This window comes from Fibrobacter sp. UBA4297, from assembly GCF_002394865.1.
Taxonomy (GTDB): Bacteria; Fibrobacterota; Fibrobacteria; order Fibrobacterales; family Fibrobacteraceae; genus Fibrobacter.
Genome location: NZ_DGUZ01000013.1, coordinates 144353 through 162989, shown reverse-complemented (window position 1 = coordinate 162989; position 18637 = coordinate 144353). Strand labels below are relative to the sequence as shown.

General features: G+C 48.8%; 12 protein-coding genes. 9 read left to right on the top strand and 3 right to left on the bottom strand.

Annotated elements, in window-relative coordinates; genetic code table 11:
* Positions 1-10 precede the first annotated feature (10 nt).
* Both B3A20_RS07490 and B3A20_RS07485 read right to left on the bottom strand, forming a co-directional pair.
* Positions 11-1525: a hypothetical protein gene (locus B3A20_RS07490; protein WP_290763260.1), complete on the bottom strand. Its 1515-nt coding sequence runs from the start codon at positions 1523-1525 to the stop codon at positions 11-13.
* A gap of 1 nt (position 1526) precedes the next feature.
* Positions 1527-2348: a TIGR02147 family protein gene (locus B3A20_RS07485; RefSeq protein WP_290763259.1), complete on the bottom strand. Its 822-nt coding sequence runs from the start codon at positions 2346-2348 to the stop codon at positions 1527-1529.
* 436 nt (positions 2349-2784) lie between these two features.
* Here B3A20_RS07485 and pelA point away from each other — a divergent pair, with 436 nt between their 5' ends.
* From pelA to B3A20_RS07450, 7 genes are all read left to right on the top strand, one after another.
* Positions 2785-4512, top strand: a complete 1728-nt coding sequence (pelA, locus tag B3A20_RS07480) for a pectate lyase (RefSeq protein ID WP_290763258.1) — start codon at positions 2785-2787, stop codon at positions 4510-4512.
* A 70-nt stretch (positions 4513-4582) separates the two neighbouring features.
* Positions 4583-6682 carry a pectinesterase family protein gene (locus B3A20_RS07475; RefSeq protein ID WP_290763256.1) on the top strand — a complete coding sequence of 700 codons (2100 nt, stop codon included), beginning with the start codon at positions 4583-4585 and terminating at the stop codon, positions 6680-6682.
* Positions 6683-6701: 19 nt separating this feature from the next.
* On the top strand, positions 6702-7613 hold the full coding sequence (locus tag B3A20_RS07470; RefSeq protein WP_290763255.1) for a hypothetical protein: 912 nt from the start codon (positions 6702-6704) through the stop codon (positions 7611-7613).
* Positions 7614-7792: 179 nt separating this feature from the next.
* A complete protein-coding gene (locus B3A20_RS07465; RefSeq protein WP_290763254.1) occupies positions 7793-8323 on the top strand; it encodes a nitroreductase in 531 nt (176 codons plus the stop codon).
* 253 nt (positions 8324-8576) lie between these two features.
* Positions 8577-9686, top strand: coding sequence for a hypothetical protein (locus tag B3A20_RS07460; protein ID WP_290763253.1), 1110 nt, complete (start codon positions 8577-8579; stop codon positions 9684-9686).
* A 445-nt stretch (positions 9687-10131) separates the two neighbouring features.
* On the top strand, positions 10132-12894 hold the full coding sequence (locus B3A20_RS07455) for a valine--tRNA ligase (protein WP_290763252.1): 2763 nt from the start codon (positions 10132-10134) through the stop codon (positions 12892-12894).
* A gap of 558 nt (positions 12895-13452) precedes the next feature.
* On the top strand, positions 13453-15051 hold the full coding sequence (locus B3A20_RS07450) for a hypothetical protein (RefSeq protein WP_290763251.1): 1599 nt from the start codon (positions 13453-13455) through the stop codon (positions 15049-15051).
* A gap of 133 nt (positions 15052-15184) precedes the next feature.
* On the opposite strand, the gene B3A20_RS07445 is transcribed toward B3A20_RS07450, so the two are convergent.
* On the bottom strand, positions 15185-16660 hold the full coding sequence (locus B3A20_RS07445; protein WP_290763250.1) for an amidophosphoribosyltransferase: 1476 nt from the start codon (positions 16658-16660) through the stop codon (positions 15185-15187).
* Positions 16661-16883: 223 nt separating this feature from the next.
* Here B3A20_RS07445 and B3A20_RS07440 point away from each other — a divergent pair, with 223 nt between their 5' ends.
* Complete coding sequence (locus B3A20_RS07440) at positions 16884-17633, top strand: MBL fold metallo-hydrolase (protein WP_290763249.1); 750 nt, start codon at positions 16884-16886, stop codon at positions 17631-17633.
* A 261-nt stretch (positions 17634-17894) separates the two neighbouring features.
* Positions 17895-18578, top strand: coding sequence for a PD-(D/E)XK nuclease family transposase (locus tag B3A20_RS07435; protein WP_290763248.1), 684 nt, complete (start codon positions 17895-17897; stop codon positions 18576-18578).
* The last annotated feature ends 59 nt before the right edge of the window (positions 18579-18637 follow it).

Genomic DNA, 18637 nt, shown 5'->3' with positions numbered 1-18637 from the left:
AAGTTAAGTTCTATATCTTGGAAACGGGCCAGTCTTTGCCAAAGAGTTCTACATACCAATAATAATCACGTACATTAGAATACGTCCACTCGCCATAGGGATCAATTTTTTCAAGTGTCTCCGGTTTATCGCAATTCCAGTTATCACTCACATAAGTCGTTTTCACAATGGGGCGGCCTAACACATCCCAATCAGGAGAATCCAATAACAATACTGCAAAATAATGAACCGATGTATCTTCTGGGCAATTTCCACTTTTCACGATGTCCGTCACGTAAATTCCATTTGCATCAAAACCAGTTATCAAATGACCTTTTGTACCTATGTCTTTTATAACAACGAGGTAAAAAATTTCTGGAGGATACCACTTGAGTCCTTCCAATCCAGCCGGATAAGTTGCCAAATTCGGGAAGAATTCAGTCACTAACGAATCAGGCAACACATAAACACCTTCTTTGCGATAAGCGTCTGCAATTTTAGTATTTGGCAGCGTGTTATAAGCCCAGCCCCAAGCATCAATGAGTTCAGGATCTTCTCTTTCCCAGTAATAGTCCAAATTATCTCCATCAAACACTACTGTACTATCGATTATAGTAAATTGCCATCTATAAGCAGCTGTAGAGCGTTTCTGAGACTGATTCCATTCTTCTATCAAATAGTTAACCCTATCCACGCTATCTCTATACAAACTATCCAAAGCAGGATCCTGATAGACATTATTTTCATCATCGTATGGAGCGTATTTTATAGAATCTTCAAGGCACTGAATTTTATACCCTTCGGTATAGGATTTCAAAACCTCATCAGGCGTTTTACCTTCAGGAATAAACGAAGCACAAGCCAATTTCAAATTATTCATACTACAACCATCTCCCATATCCACAAAAAGACCATTCGATGCATTGCAAGACTGTTTGAATTCTTTTAGATATTCACCACAAGAGACACCATATCCCCAAAATTGTCTAAAACGACTATCAGCAATTGTTTTCATAACAACGGGAATACCATCCACATCAATAATTTTTGTATTCACGATGGTTTCGTATCTATGAGTGGACATATAATCATCTGCATGACACTCCTTTTCTTCACGCACGGTGCCTTCCCATTTACATTTGTGATCGACTTCGTTATACGACATCGCGCGCAATACGCCTTTTTGATCCCTTTTGTTTTCTTGCTTATAAGTCACAACATCACAGACCTTACGACCATCTTTACTCGGATAACTGAAAACCTGATCATTTTTTATGCTAAATGGAAATGTTTCAATAAAACGATAATTAATCGATGAAACATCAGTACCAAAAATCGCTTTTAACGAATCAACTTTCGTTGAATCCACCAAAGTGTATAGCGAATTTGCCAAAATAGCCTTTTGTTCTTCGGTCAACTCCGCCTTTGGCGAGGTGCTTGGCTCTGTCGTTGCTCCGGAAATACCCGAATCAACGCTAGCATCATTGGAACATGCGGCCAAAAGAGCCGTCACTCCAGCCAGAATTACTTTATACATTTTTCTCATCTCATTCCTCCTTCCCTTTTGTAAGCGGGAATAGTTGTAAATTCAGTCGATAAACTTTATCGTATTCTTTTTCCTTAGCAGCCATGGCAACCACCTGTTGCCTAAGCGTTTCAAGTTTTTGCACGAGCCATTGGTACGTCTCTTCGGAAATACCAAGCGTCACGCCTGCGATGTGGCGCTTTTCGGGCGGCACTTCGTCAATTGCCTCAGTTGCAAACTTTGACATTTGGCGGTTCATGGAACGCAGTGCCAACGGGATGGCCTCGGAAGATCCCGTCACGACCTTTTCGGTCTGCACGTATGTATCTTCACCAACTTTCTTGAGAAATTCCGCATGGCACATAAAGTCAAGCGAATGGCGAACTTCGGCGGCACTCACAACCGGGTAGCAGTTACGCGCGAGTTCCAGCGGTTTTGCGCCCGGCATTATGGGGGCAAGTTCGCGCAGCACCGGGTTTACCCACGATTCGAAATACTTGAACGCCTCGGCATCCACAACGCGCAAGCGGTTTTCTTTTGCAATTTTCTGCATTTCGTTAAACGCCTGGATTTTCTTCGCATCGTTCTTGGCATCGCCAAAACGTTCCATCGCAAAGAAATAATCACGGTCAGCACCTTCAAGCCCCATAGCATCGGCCACTTTTTCGACGCCTGTTTTGCTCAAGCGGCTTTTGCCCTCGCAAACAAGCTGTATAAAGTTTGGCGAAGTGAACCCCGCCAATTTGGAGAATTCACGCCACGAGAACAAAGAACTGCGTTTGCGTTCTTCGTAGAAGTCGCGCATGTATTCTCGGTAGTCTTGATATTCAGTGATTGGTTTCATACCTATAAATTAGTTTTTGCGGCATAGTTCTGCAATAGATTTTATTATACAAAATCAAAATTTTTAAAGAAATTTCATCAAATTTTAGATTTTATAAAAATTTTTAGAAAAATATTATACAGAGCGTATTATAAAACGAAAAGGAGATTCCCACCTAAAGGTGGCCATGCGCACTATGGAACAAAGTTCCAAGTGCTGTCCGCCCGCTCGGAGGCGGGAATGACATGCAAGAGTATCAAGCGAGAGGCCACTTGTGGACTCGCATTTGATACCCGCAGCAGTCAGGCCTCGAAGGGGAATGACATGCAAGGGTGACAATGCGGCAGGTTCCATTGTCCAAAGACAACACTTAAAAGAAATTCATAACAAAAATCGGCCTATTATAATGTAGATTATAGAGGTGGTGTGGGTTTAAAAACTCTTCTATAGGTCTTTTATGAAGAATTTTGGGTTTGGTAACTACAAGTTTTTTGTAGCGGCAATGTCTGTCGCGTCTTTTTCGTTTGCGGCCACTTATACTCCGCCTGCGACAGCGGTTTCGAAAATCAACAGCTATCGCGGCTACTCGGAGCTGACTTCGGCTGCATCAGGCATGGACATTGACCAGTACACCTACAACATGACCACATGGCAAATCGCAAATGGCGGTTTTTACAAGGCGATGGCGAGCAAGTACAAAAGCGCCTATTCCGGCGGTCCAAAATCCGAATGGCAAGCTAAAGGCGGTGGCGACCTCGGCACGATTGACAATAACGCCACCATTCAAGAAATGCGTTTGCTTGCCGTGCGTTACAAAGAAACGACGAACAACAATTACAAATCCGCATTTAAGACAAGTTTCAACAAGGCCGTCAATTTTCTTTTGACTATGCAGCGTTCCAAGGGAGGTCTCCCACAAGTTTGGCCCAAACGTGGCAACTATTCCGACCAAATCACGCTGAACGACAACGCCATGATTCGAGCGATGGTCATGATGATGGACATCGCTAATTCCGCATCACCTTTTGACTCGGATATCATCGATGACGCCACCCGAAGCAAGATGAAGTCCGCACTGAACAAAGCCATTGACTATTTGCTCAAGGCACAAATCGTAAACGACGGAAAGCTTACCGTCTGGTGCGCGCAACATGACACAAACAGCCTCGCCCCCGTAGGCGCACGCGCCTACGAACTCCCGAGCAAATCCGGCAACGAATCTATGGGCGTTGTGTGGTTCTTGATGAACTGGCCCGACCAAAACGAAACTATCCAGAAAGCGGTCAAAGGCGCAATCGCCTGGTACAAGAAAAACAAACTAAAGGACAAGGCGTTTAGCAAGACCGCTGGTGTCGTTGACAAGGCGGGCTCATCGCTGTGGTTCCGCTTTTACGAAGTCAACAACGACAACTACTTTTTCTGCGACCGCGATGGTGCTAGCACCAAGACGCAGGACTTCATGAAAATCAGCGAAGAACGGCGCACAGGCTACCAGTGGGCAGGTGATTACGGTTCTGCAATTTTAAGCACCGAAAACGCATACCTTGAAGCGCTTGCGAAAATGGACGACAACTACGTTCCTCCTCCGCCACCTTCGGCAATGTGCGGAAACGACACATGCAAAACGTACATTGATGGTGTAGACTTTATCGACATTCAAGGCGTCAAGGAAACAACCAACACGGGATTCGTCGGCGAAGGTTACGCCAACGTTGACAACTCCACAGGAAGCTATGTGACCTACGGCGTCACCGCATTCAAGGAAGGCAAATACACCTTGTTCATCAGCTTTGCAAACGGCGGCGGTTCCGCGCGTGGCTACAGCGTTTCTGCAGGAGACAAGACGCTACTTGCGGACGGCAGCATGGAATCCACCACAGCGTGGACCACATGGAAAACGCAATCCATCGAAATTGAATTGCCACAAGGCTATAGCGAACTCAAGTTCACAAGCCTTTCGAAAGATGGCATGGCGAACTTCGATTACATCGGCTGGATGAACGACGATTTGAAAGCGGGAAAAGTTGAAATTCCGCCTACCTCCATTGAGGCAATGCGCACGATACGCAATGCGCAACAGGACAATCGCTATTTTGTAGACTTTGGTCGCAACAATAATAGCGCAGGAGCTTACTTTAAGCGTGGCGGCAATACATTCCGTGTGAATGGGAAAAGTACGAAATAGGAGATTCCCGCTCGGAGGCGGGAATGACAATCCGAAACAAGTCCGGGGTGACAAGCAAAGAAGAGGTCTTATGTTGAATAGTTGGGTTTACAGGTTTGCAGTTTGTATGCCGCTTGCAATGGCGGTGAGCGCTTCCGCAATTACGAAGCACGGATTTGACTTTGTCTTGGGCGTTGATGGCGACTTCAAGGCGGCAATCGCCAAGGCATCTTCTTCGGGCGCCACCGAATCCAAGCGGTTCATTCTCTTTGTGCCAAATGGTGAATACAACATCACCAAGGTTACCGGTGACGAACACGGCAAATCGACGTTCAGCGGCTCGAACATTTCCATTATCGGCGAGTCCGTTGACAAAACCATCATCTGGAACACAACCGATACCGAAGGCATCAGCACAACGGCAACGCTGTACTTCCCCAGCAACAAGAACATGTATATGCAGGACATTACCCTGCAAAACAGAGGCACCTATAACTCCGGTAACGCCGCACGCCAAGTCGCTTTGCAACAAAATGCAGGAGACAAGTTCATCTACAAGAACGTGCGACTCTTGAGCGGTCAAGACACATACTACACTAAAAAAGGGCGCACGTATTGGGAAGGCGGCGAAATTGATGGCACTGTAGACTTTATCTGCGGTGGTGGCGACGTTTTCTTCGAAGGCACCAAGCTTGTGATGACGCGAAATGGCGGCTACATCACGGCATCGCAAAATCCAGACACCTGGGGTTACGTTTTCAATAACGCCATCATCGAAGTCAGCAATTCCGGATTTAACAAGACGTTCTATCTCGGGCGTTCCTGGGGCCACGCAAAAGTCGTCTGGTTGAACACCATCATGCGAGCAGAACCCAGGGCAGAAGGCTGGGGCCCCGACATGAATTCTGCCCCGCAGGTTTTTGGTGAATACAACAGCAAAAACGGGAGTGGCGGCGCCATCAACACAAGCCAGCGCAAAACACGCTTTGACGGAGGCAAGGATCCGTCGACAGCAACAACCCTCAAGACCGTCTGGAGTGCGAGCGACGCCTCGAAATACACGCTCAAGAACGTCCTTGGAGGCAGTGACAACTGGGAACCGAACAAACTCACAGTGCAAGTTTCAGCCCCGAAGATTTCGCAAGAAGGCGCCAACATCATCTGGAACGATGACGACAACGCTATTTGCTGGGCCATCTTTGTGAACGGCAAATACCACAGCAACACCACCACAAATTCCATTGATATCGGAGGTATTGCCGCAGGTTCCAAAGTTACGGTCCGTGCAGCAAATTCCATGGGCGGTCTCGGCGCAAGCTCCAACGAAATTACCGTCCTCGAAGCAAATGTCACTTATTACAAAGCCACACTGACGCAATCTATCGGCGGAACCGTTGTCGCCTCCCCGAATCGTGAAAAAATCGCCGAAGGCACCGCAGTCACATTCACCGCAGAACCCGCAAGCGGCTGGAAATTCGCAGGCTGGACAGGCAAAAGCGCAAGCGATGCCGGCAGCGAAAGCACTTGGAAAACAACAATGAGCAAGGACATCGAACTCGGCGCCATCTTTGAAGCCAAGGGCACAACAACGTTCCAGGCCGAAGACGGCATCATCGACAATGCCATCAACGAAAGCACAAACGCAGGCTTTGCAGGCACCGGCTACATCAACTTCGGCACAGGGAAATCAACCGTCCAAGTTCCCGTCTATGTAGAATTTCCCGGCGAATACACGATGGAAATGACATACGCAAATGGCAGCGGCAAAGCACGCAGCCTCGCATTCGCTGCCCCCGGCACATGCACCGCAGGCGTTGACGGATGCAAAGGCGCCGAAGTCATTTCGTTCGAAGCCACAGACAAATGGACCACATACCAGACAAAAGAAACGACTATTACACTCCCCAAAGGCGCAAGCTACATCACGTTCTCCATCGTTGATGGCAATGACGGCCCGAACCTCGACCAAATCAAGCTTACCGAAAAAGACGTGGACAAAGGAAGCGTCGCTATCGCAAAAATCACCCGCGTAAACGCAACAGTAACCGAATCACGTATCTACGATACGAACGGAAAGCTAGTGCGCTACACAAAGGGGAACGCCAATTTGACCAGGCTTACCCCCGGAATCTATGTCGTAAAGACCTCTGCGCAAGGTTACAGCAAACAAAAAATGGTCCAAGTCCGCTAGATTTTGTTAATTTTAGGGCATGCTTGGAATCGAACAGAAAAAAGGAAATGACGAACAACTGTGCGGCAGAATGATTGCCTATGCGCGCATTTTGCCCTCCCCCGACGCCGAACCCAACGAAACGCCGTTTGACGACATGATCAAAAACGGGCTTTTAACGTTAGAAGGTGATTTTCGTCAGTTCGAACACAAGCCTAGCAGAAGAGAAGTCAACCGCGCCGTCGATGCAAAGTTCAACAACTTTCTCAAGACGATGGAAGAAAACGGCGTGGAACTCCCCGAAAATTTGGACGTCGACGCCATGCGCGAACGCCTCCATGAACTTTCGAACATGGAAGTGATCCCTATACCGGCCCGCATCGGGAACTTCAACAACGAAGAAGACATTCTCAAGGAAGACGCCGACATCTACTACATCGGTGAATTTATCGGTGCAAACCAGGCGCATTACTGCCTCACGACGCTCCCGATTTATTACCAGGCAAAGTATCGCGAACAAGCTAAGCGAAACGAAATGGACATGCTCAACGAAATGCTCTTGCAGTTCGAAGAGGGCGATTTCGTGAACACCGAAGACATCCAGAAAGACACAGAAGAGCTCTTCCCGAAGGGTCTCACGCTCAACACATTCATGGGCGACCTCTCGAAGCTCCTCAACGTACGCGTCATCCCGTTCTTGCTCGCCTGCGAATCCGACAGCGAATACGACACGCAAATTCAGCTTTTCTACGCCTTCATGAAGGGTTACCCTGAGCAGAAGGACATCAAGAGAATCGACAAAGCCCTGCGCGAACTCCGCAAGCAAAGCGATTCCATCGAGGCCCGCAACTTGCTTGAACTCAGCTGCAAGAGAATCAACGCCATTTACAACGAAGATTCTCTGCAGGCAAGCGAACTCGGCAAGCAAATTGAAGCCATCGAAGGGATTTAATTCATTATACCTTAACAAACCAATCCTGCAAGGGTAATTTTTCTGGCGACTGCTTTTTAATTAAAATGCAGTTTTATTCCGCTTATTTCATATACTTTTGCATTATTTTTTGTCATTTTTCTTCATTTTTCCCTATATTTTTTGTAGATTGTCAAGAAAGAATAAAAACTAGAGGTCTTATGAACGAAACAATCAAAACCTTACTTTCACGCAGAAGCATCCGCAAATTTAAACCCGATACCGTGAGCAAAGAACTCATCGCACAAGTCGCCGAAGCGGGAATCTACGCCGCAAGCGGCATGGGCAAGCAATCGACAGCCGTAGTCGCCATCACAAACAAGAAACTGCGCGACACAATTTCTGAAATGAACCGCAAGATTGGCGGTTGGAACGAAGGCTTTGACCCGTTCTACGGTGCCCCCGTGATTCTTCTCGTTCTCGCGAAAAAGGAAATTCCGACCTACCTGTACGACGGGGCTCTTACCATGGGCAACCTGATGAACGCCGCCTACAGCCTTGGACTCGGAAGCATCTGGATCCACCGCGCCAAGGAAGAAGTCGAAAGTGCCGAAGGCAAGGAAATCCTCAAGTCGCTCGGCCTCAACGCAGACGAATGGGTGGGCATCGCCCACTGCGCTTTAGGTTATGCAGACTGCGAACTCCCAGCAGCACCCCCTCGTAAAGATGGTCGCATTATTTGGGCGGAATAAAAGAGCTTTATAAAGAACCCTGAAACTGTTGCAAAATTTTGCGGCAGTTTTTTTGTTAGAAGCGGAAATTTCGAAAAAGATAAAATCGAGACAGTATTTGTCACATGAGATTTGTATATTGCACTTTAGATTTATGCGTGTATTTACATTCATGCATAAACAAGCGATAATATAGTACGACAAGCAAGGCGGCTCTACTGCTTACGCCGCACAGCTTGTAAACCATGTCATTGACAAAAAAAGGATGGTATAAATGGATTCTTGCAAAATCAAGCCGTGGAATATCCGCAAACTGCACTTTGCAATCGACCAGCTGCAGGGTTCCGGAAAACGCAGGGACCGGAAGGAGATGCACCGCGAGCTGGATGCCATGACGCACCTGCTCTGCGAATCGCACAAGATGACCTTGCCTGACTATGGCCAGGCGGGCGGTGCGCCCGTTTCAGGCAACGGGTTGAACATGGCGGTGTTTACCGTCAAGAAGGGAAAGTTCCCGCAAGAGGTTGAAATGCAGGAGGCTTTCTTCCCTTGCAGGCTTGTCGAAGGTGAACACGGCGATTGCCTTGTTTGTGTTGTCGCGTCGGCAGAAATCGCCAAGACGTTGGCCACGAGATTGGAGGTGGACGGCTACATTTTCATGGAACGCGCAGGCGCCCGTGCGCCCGAATTCTCGCAATACTCCAAGACGACGGATGACACCGGCTATTACTATCTGGTCCAGATGAATTCGAGCCTCCCGCTCCAAGAACCGTCGGCAGTATTCGATGCCATCGCCCAGATCGATGCGCTTGTGGATGGGCTGGACGAAAAAACGCAGAAAATGCTTTCCGAGGAGAATGTGGATGAATTCCTAAAATTCCGGAAGCGGGCGTACTATATGCACAATGGCCTCGGAAAAAACGAAACATACGAGGCAGCCCTTGAGTGGCTCAGGGTACAGCAGTTCGCGTTGGTGGAATTGCCTGAATCGGAAAAGAAGCTTACCCCCATGTTCAACCTTACCCGTTTTGAACTCTGCATGAACCATCTGGGGTACGCCGTAAAGAAGATAGCAGGGGATTGCCGATACGTTGTATTCAATACCCCTAAATCGGCATCTTTCGAGTACAACATGCAAACGGTCGCGGAGCGCATGCACGCCGTAACAATCCAGATGTCGCCGGCAGAAAGCCTACCCTCAATTGCGGAAAGCCTCCGCGACGAGGTCCTTTGCTACGACAAGGAAAAATACAACAGCGTAGATGCCTTGAACGAGAAGGAATATTTCCCCATAAACGCGAGCGCTCCAAAGCGGCTAGGGAGCTTTATGCGGGCCGTGTACTATTGGGGTGTCGCCCTCCGCCCTGTCCTGGACTTGAAATAATTTCAAGCCCTTGCTAAAATTGCGGTATAATCTACATACCGCAACAAGTTTCCCGATAAGGCGCTTGCGCAATTCATTTTTTCGTTGGCTATTTGCAGAAATCATTCATCTTCAACATTTGTTGAAAGATTCCCGGTCAAGCCGGGAATGACATTCGACTGAAGCGAGGAAACAACTGTATAAGGCAAACGCCTTCCCCCTCCTACCCTATTTTTCAAGACTTTTCTGAATCCTGCTCCTACGAACCTAAACGATACTCGCCACTTTAGTGGCCTAGTAGAGTTATGCTCTTTGAGTATAATTCAACTAAGGCTCTAAAGAGCCAAGTTTCATATATCGACTCCGTTACACTTAGCTCAGGATGACGCGATTAGCGCATTTGCCACTACATTTCACTTCCTACTTCCTACTTCCTACTTCCTACTTTTCTATCTTTGGCGTCACTATGGAAATGGAAACTCGTTATAATCCGAAAATTGTAGAAGACCGTTGGCACGACCAATGGAACAAGAATAATGATTTTGCCCCGAGCGGAAAGGGCGAACCGTTCTCCGTCGTCATTCCGCCTCCGAACGTTACGGGTGCTCTGCACCTCGGCCACGCTCTGAACGACACGCTGCAGGACATTCTCGTCCGCTATCGCCGTAAGACTGGCCGCGACACGCTCTGGATTCCGGGCACGGACCACGCCGGCATTGCCACGCAGGCTGTCGTCGAAAAGAGACTTTTCCAGGACGAACACAAGACACGCCACGACATTGGCCGCGACGCCCTCGTGGAACGCATTTGGAAGTGGAAGGACGAATACGAAGCCCGCATCACAAAGCAGCTCAAGAGCCTCGGTGTCAGCTGCGACTGGAGCCGTCAGCGCTTCACGCTCGACCCGGTTTGCGCAAAGGCTGTCCGCCACGCATTCTTCAACCTTTTCAAGAAGGGTCTTATCTACCGCGGCAAGCGGCTCGTGAACTGGGACACCAAGCTCCAGACGGCTGTGGCAGACGATGAAATTTATTACGAAACTGTGAAAGGTCACTTCTGGACATTCAAGTATCCGTTGGCCGACGGTTCGGGATTCATCCCGGTTTCGACGACTCGTCCGGAAACGATCATGGGCGATACGGCTCTCGCTGTGCACCCCAACGACGAACGCTACAAGCAGTTCATCGGCAAGATGCTCAAGGTTCCGTTCGTGAACCGCGAAATTCCGGTGATTGCAGACGCAATCCTCGTCGATATGGAATTCGGTACGGGTTCCGTGAAGGTGACTCCGGCACATGACCCGAACGACTACGCTACGGGGCTGCGCCACAAGCTCCCGATGATCAACATCATGAACGACGACGGCAGCTTGAACGAGAACGCCGGTCCGTTCCAGGGCATGAAGGGCCAGGCTGCACGTGACGCCGTGGTGAAGGGTCTCGAAGACTTGGGCCTCCTCATCAAGGTCGAAGATCACGAAATGCAGGTAGGCCATTCCGACCGCAGCAAGACTGTGATTGAACCGTACTTGAGCGACCAGTGGTTCGTGAAGATGGACGTTCTCGCCGACAACGCGATGAAGGCTGTCACGAGCGGCGAAATCAAGATTATCCCAGAACGTTATGCCAACAAGTACCTCGACTGGCTCAAGGAAAAGCGCGACTGGTGCATTAGCCGTCAGCTCTGGTGGGGTCACCGTATTCCTATTTGGCACGCCGATGAAACGACGACCGAAGAGGACTTGAAGAAAGCATTCGAAGGCCGTAACGACATTTACTATTACAAGGCTCAGAACGGCATCTGGCTCATCTGCTCCGAAGAAGAAAACTTGAAGGAAGATGCTGTTGCCGGTCATAAGATTGTGCAGGAAGAAGATGTGCTTGACACGTGGTTCTCCAGTGGTCTCTGGCCGCACTCCACGATGGGCTGGCCGGAACAGACGGACACGCTCAAGAAGTACTACCCGACTTCCGTGCTCGTGACGAGCCGCGACATCATCACGCTCTGGGTCGCCCGCATGGTGCTCTTCAGCCAAGAGAACATGGGCACGGTTCCGTTCCATACGGTCTATATCCACCCGAAGATTTTGGACGGCAATGGCATGACCATGAGCAAGTCCAAGGGCAATGGCGTGGACCCGATGGATATCGAAAAGAAGTACGGCACAGACGCTCTCCGCTTCGTGATGGCAAGCCTCTGCACCGACAACCAGGACGTTCGTCTCCCGGTGAAGAAGGAAAAGCAGGAAGATGGTTCTGTCATCAACACGAGCGAAAAGTTCGAAATTGGTCGTAATTTCTCGAACAAGCTCTGGAACGCTTGCCGCTTCTTGTTCCCGCACTTGGAACAGGCAGGAGCCCTTTCCAAGGAAATGCTCCCGATGGATTCTTCGATTTTCGCTCTCGAAGACCGCTGGATTCTCTCTCGCTTGAACTCCACCATCCAAGACGCAACGAAGATGCTGGAAGAGTTCCACTTTGCTGAACTCGCCGGTTTCCTCTACCGCTTTGTCTGGGATGACGTTTGCTCCAGCTATTTGGAAATCAAGAAGGCCGTGATCAACAGCGAAACGCTCACCGCCGAAAAGAAGAACGCTATGGCTATCCTCAGCCACGTGCTCCGCGGCGTGATTGACCTGTTGCATCCGGTGATGCCGTTCATCACGGAAGAACTGAACGCAACGCTCTTCCCGGGTTCTGAACGCGTGATCAACAGTGCATGGCCGAAGGCAGACACGAGCCTCATCGACGCTAAGATCGAAGCCGCATTCAACCAGGCATTCGCTGTCGTGGAAAGCGTGCGTGGCGTGCGCGGTCGCTACAACGTAAGCCCGGCTACCAAGCTCAAGGCTGTCGTGAGCGTCGATGACGCAGTAACCGAAGCAAACGTGAAGGACTGCCAGGCCATCATCACCGAACTCGGCGGACTTGAATCGTTCTCTGTGGCCGTGAAGGCCGCAAAGCCGAAGTTCAGCGCAAGCTCCGTGGTGCCGGGTGGCGAACTCTACATCCCGCTCGAAGGTATCCTTGACCCGGCTGCAGAAATCGCACGCCTCGAAAAGGAAATCGAGAAGGCCAAATCATTCGCCGTTTCTATCGAACGCAAGTTGTCGAATGAAAAGTTCGTCAATGGCGCACCGGAAGCTGTCGTGAACGCCGAACGCACCAAGCTCGCAACGCAAAGAGAAATTATCGCCAAAGATGAAGCTGCCCTGAAGGACTTGCGATAATTTCTCAGCAGGATCTTTATCACTAAGAGCACAAAGTCGCTCAAAGGGTAAACTCCGTCGAAGGACCTAAAACATCAAAATTTTAAGACAGGTGTTCCATTTGGAGCACCTGTTTTTCATTTTTTCAACATAATCCGTATTGCATATGGGTACTCCTGCATGACACAGACAAGGTAATTTCAATACTATTTTTCCGTTTAATCCAATTGCAATCCGTAAACGAATCATTTCGTTTTGAAAACATGGCGCTCCTCACGGAGCGTTTTTGCGTTTTTCAGCACCACATTCACGAAAACAAAAAATTACATTCACAAGAAACAGTCTCAAAAGCGTATCATAAAAAGCAAAAGAAGTCTTACATTCCGTATTATATAAAGCAAAAACTATTATTTTTCAACATTTCCAACGTATAACGAATAAAATTTACTTTGTATCATCAAACAACATATTACACCAAATAAAGTAAATACACAAGCATTTATTCAAAAAACGGGTTATCTTTTTCAAATTATTTTATTTATGTTTGTAAGCATCCTAGAACAATCAAGGAGGAAGATCATGAAATACAACAAGTTCCATAAAAAACCAATATTAACGGCAGCGTTAGCATCTTTGCTTTTTGTCGGCTGCGGTTACCTCGACGAACTCATCCCGCCAGATCACGAGAATCCGCCAATTGACAATCCAAAGAGTTCTTCAAGCCATTTTGGAGTTTCATCTTCAACACACCATCCGAACAGTCCATTCGAAACCTGGTACGGCTATGAAGGTTATCCGCAAATTCAGACCGGTTTCGGCAACGAGACTGAAACATATGGTTACTGGTTTGAATACGCCGACGATCTCGATGGTGGACGTTCTAGAATTCTTTGGCCAACAGACAAAGGCAACGAATATAGCGATGACGCAATGGATCCAATCATCGAACTTTGCAACGGTATTTGCGGAACATACAGTCTTAACAAAGGCACTTTGGTTTACAATCCGTATGTCGGCATCGGCTTCCACTTGGTCGGCGATAGAGAAGCATTCGATGCAACCCCAGGCATTGCAGATGCATCTAGCATGGGAGGCGTTTGCGTCTCATACGCATCCGAAATGGCAGTTTCGCTCGAAATGGGCCTGAGCGATGAAGCAGAAGCAAATATCGGTTACGCCGTTCCATTCGTTATTCTCCCCAAGAGCTACACAGGCACAACAAAGTTTGTCGCCTGGTCTGATTTCAAGCAACCTAGCTGGTACAAAGGAGCAACCATGATGTCAGGCGAAGCTGCGGCCAAGCAGTTGGCATCGCTCAGATTCAAGTTTCAAGGAGCCAATGGCACCCTTGGCCGTTTCAACATTGCAGCAATCGGTCCATACGATGGTTGCGAGGCCGCAAAATACCCCATTTACCTGCCTACAACAACGGAACCGAATCCGGTTGACCCGCCAGATCCAATCATTCCAGATCCGAATGACCCTCTGGCACCGACTACAAACAATTTCGAAACCTGGCTTGGCAACAACAACATCTACCAAATCCAAACCGGTTATGACAACGGCTCTGAAACGTCAGGCTACTGGTTCAGCTACGGCGATGATGTCGACGGCGGCGCATCTGTAATCGTTTGGCCTGTACCCCCCGGAAACGATTACAGCGACAACGCCATGGATCCGATTATCGACGCTTGCGGCGGTCTTTGCGGAACAGCTGTCCTCTCCAAGGGAACAATCACTTACAATCCATACGTTGGTGTAGGTTTCGCTTTGGCCGGTGAATCAACAAATGGCGAACTCGAACAGGTTGACGCAGCTGGCATGGGAGGCGTATGCATTACGTACAATTCTGAAGTTTCCCCGACCCTCGAAATGAGCCTCGGCGAAGAAATGGACGCCGCCATCGGTTACGCGTTTCCGGCAGTATCCCTCCCGAAGAGCACTGTAGGCACGACAAAATTCATCAAATGGGCCGACTTCAAACAGCCCTCTTGGTACAAAGGCTCCGTCAAGGTCTCTGGCGAACAGGCTTCTAGAATGCTAGCATCCCTCAAATTCAAGATGCAGGCCGCTCAGGGCTCATACAATTTCAACATCCAGGCCATTGGTCCGTATAACGGCGGCACTTGCAGAGGAACCTTCACGGCGGTTCCCAACAACAATAAGAAGCGCCACTAAAAAGTCCCATAAACATCTCCTGATATAAAAAATCCGGCCTCGCATGAGGTCGGATTTTCAATTTCAAAAGACTCGAATAGGAGATTCCCGCTTACTTCGACTGCGCTCAGCACAGGCTCTGGCGGGAATGACACTACTTATCTTCTTCCTTTTCCTTGTCGTGGCAATGGCACGGGCAATGATAGCAGTCACCCGTTTCGGCGTAGTCCTTGCCAGTCCAGCAGTAAGTGCAAAGGTCTTCTTCCGGGAGGCCGATAGCCTGGATCAAGTCGTCAATGCGCTGGAACGCAAGCGACGTGAGGTTCAGCTTCTTGCGGATGTATTCGACCATGTCCTTGTACGGCTGGCCATTCGGATCGGTGTACTTGTCGAGATCGGCGTTTTCACCTTCCTGGTCGCGAATGTAACGGCGCGTGATGAGATCGTATTCATTCTTGGAGCGAGAGAAGTTGATGAACTTGCACGGATAAACGAGCGGCGGGCAAGCGATACGCATGTGTGTTTCCTTGCAACCCATCGAATAAAGTTTCTGGGCTTGCTTACCGAGCTGCGTTCCGCGAACAATGGAGTCATCGCAGAAAACGAGGCGACGGTCCTTGATAAGTCCCGGAATCGGGATGAGCTTCATCGAGGCGACGTGTTCACGCTGGCGCTGGTCCTGCGGCATAAAGGAACGTGCCCAAGTCGGCGTGTACTTCACGAACGGGCGGGCAAACTTGATGCCTGCTTCGTGAGCGTAGCCCAAAGCGTGAGACGTGCCGGAATCCGGAATACCGCAAGCGGCATCGGCTTCGGTCGGGGTGCGCTTCGCAAGAGCAGAACCGCAACGATAGCGAGTCATTTCCACATTACGTCCTTCGTAGCTCGATGCCGGGTAACCGTAATACACCCAGAGGAACGAACAAATCGCCATCTTCTTGCGCGGCGGAACAAGCACCGTTTCGCCATCCGGCGTGAGCTCGACCACTTCACCAGGGCCAAGATCACGGACGTATTCGTAACCGAGGTTCGGGAGTGCACAGCTTTCTTGCAAGGCAATCATCGCGCCCTCCTTCTTGCCGAGGATGACAGATGTACGGCCCCACTTGTCGCGGCACGCATAAAAACGCCCCGCGCTATCCATAATCAGCACGGAGCAACTTCCCTTAACTTTGTCCTGAACGTACTTGAGACCGTCAATAATTGAATCCTGTGTCGCGATAAGCGCTGAAACAACTTCGGTCGGACCGACCATGCCACTCGTTGTAGAGAACTGGAGCTGCATGCAGTTGTTGCGGAAAAGTTCGTTCTTAATATCTTCGATGTTCGTAATGAGACCAACCGTCACAATCGCGAACGTTCCCAGCTTGGAGGTCATGACGAGCGGCTGCGGGTCCGTGTCAGAAATGACGCCTAAGCCAACCTTGCCGGAAAAGTGTGATAAATCGTGTTCAAACTTACTGCGGAACGGAGTGTTCTGGATGTTGTGAATCGAGCGATGGAAAACTCCATCCGATTTCAAAACAGCCATACCGCCGCGGTGAGTGCCAAGGTGAGAATGGTAGTCGGTTCCGTAAAAGAGATCGCAAACGCAATCTTCTTTGGAAATAACACCACAAAAGCCGCCCATATAAGACTCCTGGATAGAAAAGGATTTTCCACACACAAAAATAGAAATCTTGAGCCATCTGCAAAGACTAAACCTGAAAATTTTTTATTTCAACCGCAGAGCGGCCCCGGAAATGGCCATATTTTTTGCTTACACCCCAAATTGAAGTAACACCCCATTTTGATTTGAGAAATTTTGAGTATATATTGGTATAAAAGCATACATTTTTCAGAAGGGGAAGCATATGGAAATTAAAGCCGTACGCATGTTTGACCATGGTTTCATGAACCAGGCGTTTGCCTTTGGCGGTGAAGAAGGCAAGGACAAGTTTGACGAACAGATCATCTACCGCAGCAGCCTGCAAAACTTTCTTATCGACACCGGGAGCGAAGTCATCCTCGTCGATACAGGGTTCGTCAACGACTTTGAAGCGCCCGAAAAGAAACTCGGCGCACCGCTTTACATGGGTGAAAAGTTAAAGGACTACACCAAAGCCTTTGCGGAACTCGGCTACAGGCCCGACCAGGTCACTAAAATTCTCATCACGCACAAGCACCCGGACCATTCTGCCGCCATCCAGTACTTCAAAAACGCGATGGTGTTCGTCTCGCCCGAAGATGCCGACGCCATGAAACTCGAAGGCCCGCACATCGTGCGCTGCACTTACAAGGACGGGCCTTACCACAATTTCCCAAAGGCAGAAAAAATCGCTGATGGTATTTACTTTATCGAAGCCAAGGGACACACCAAAGGTAACAGCATCATTGTCGCCGAAAACGAAGGACTTTTCTACATGATGCACGGCGACGTGACCTACTGCGATGCAGCCCTCAAGGCAAACAAATTAAGCATCGTTTTTGAAGACATTGCTGCCGCCCGCGAAACGCTCGACCGCGTCCGCGAATTTATCGCCAACAACCCGACCGTTTACCTCTCGACACATTGTCCCGAAGGCTACGAAAATCTCGAGATGAAGCGCGTGATGAAACTGTAGAAAGTTCCGCAGTCTCGCCTGCAACAAAGCGCGTCAAGACAAATTGTCATGCCAGCCACTCTACACTTGTCATCCCGGCCACTTTACACTTGTCATGCCCGCCACCGAGCGGGCATCTCCTTTTTTATAAATCCTCCGATTTCGGGCCGTATCGTAGCAAATTTTTTTCACAAATTTTTCAGGACAAAACCTCCAAAAAAGCGTGTTAATATAATGGATGGGGAGCATTTCTCCATTCGAAACAAATTTGGAGATAAAGCAATGGCTATAGACGAAGAAATTCTTTTTGAATCGGAAACAGAAACAAATGATATCGAAAGCATTCGCAAGAAGTTCGAGGGACAGATGTACCTCGACCCAACTTATGATCCAGCATTCAAGGCTTTGTTCGATAGCGAGGAGGCGCTGAAAGATTTCCTCGTTGGAGTTTTGGGCTTGGAAGGCGAAGGCAAAATCAAGACGCTCCGTTTTAATTTTGACAAGGCGCTAGTTTTCCGCGTACCGCACGAAAAGAAGGTTGTCTTTGACATTTTCGCAACGACAGGTAACAATCGCTTTTTTAACATCGAGATGCAACGTCTTGAAAATAATTTCTTTATCGACAGGACAATTCTCTACAAGGCATTCCATATCATCAAAGGACGCAAGGATATGGAACTTTCAAAAGAGTTCAAGGCTCTTTCTGAAAAGGACAAGAAATACCGCCGGTACGAACTCCCCGAATGCATTTCAGTATGGATCTGTAATTTTGACCTGCCTCATGCGAATGGTGAAGTTCGCGATGAATGGGGAATTTACAGTACTCACGCCCTGAAAACGATGGCGGAGCAGAACAAAGCAGCCGTTCCTATTTCGGAGAAAAATAAGTATATTGGCACTAAAGTGCAATATATGTCGCCTCGGTCATATCGGCAAGAGGTCTTGCCGCTGCGACTCTCGGCTTAGTATATTTTTCTTAGCGTTCCCAACTTTAAAAAGTCAATCGAAGAAATCGACAGTTCTAT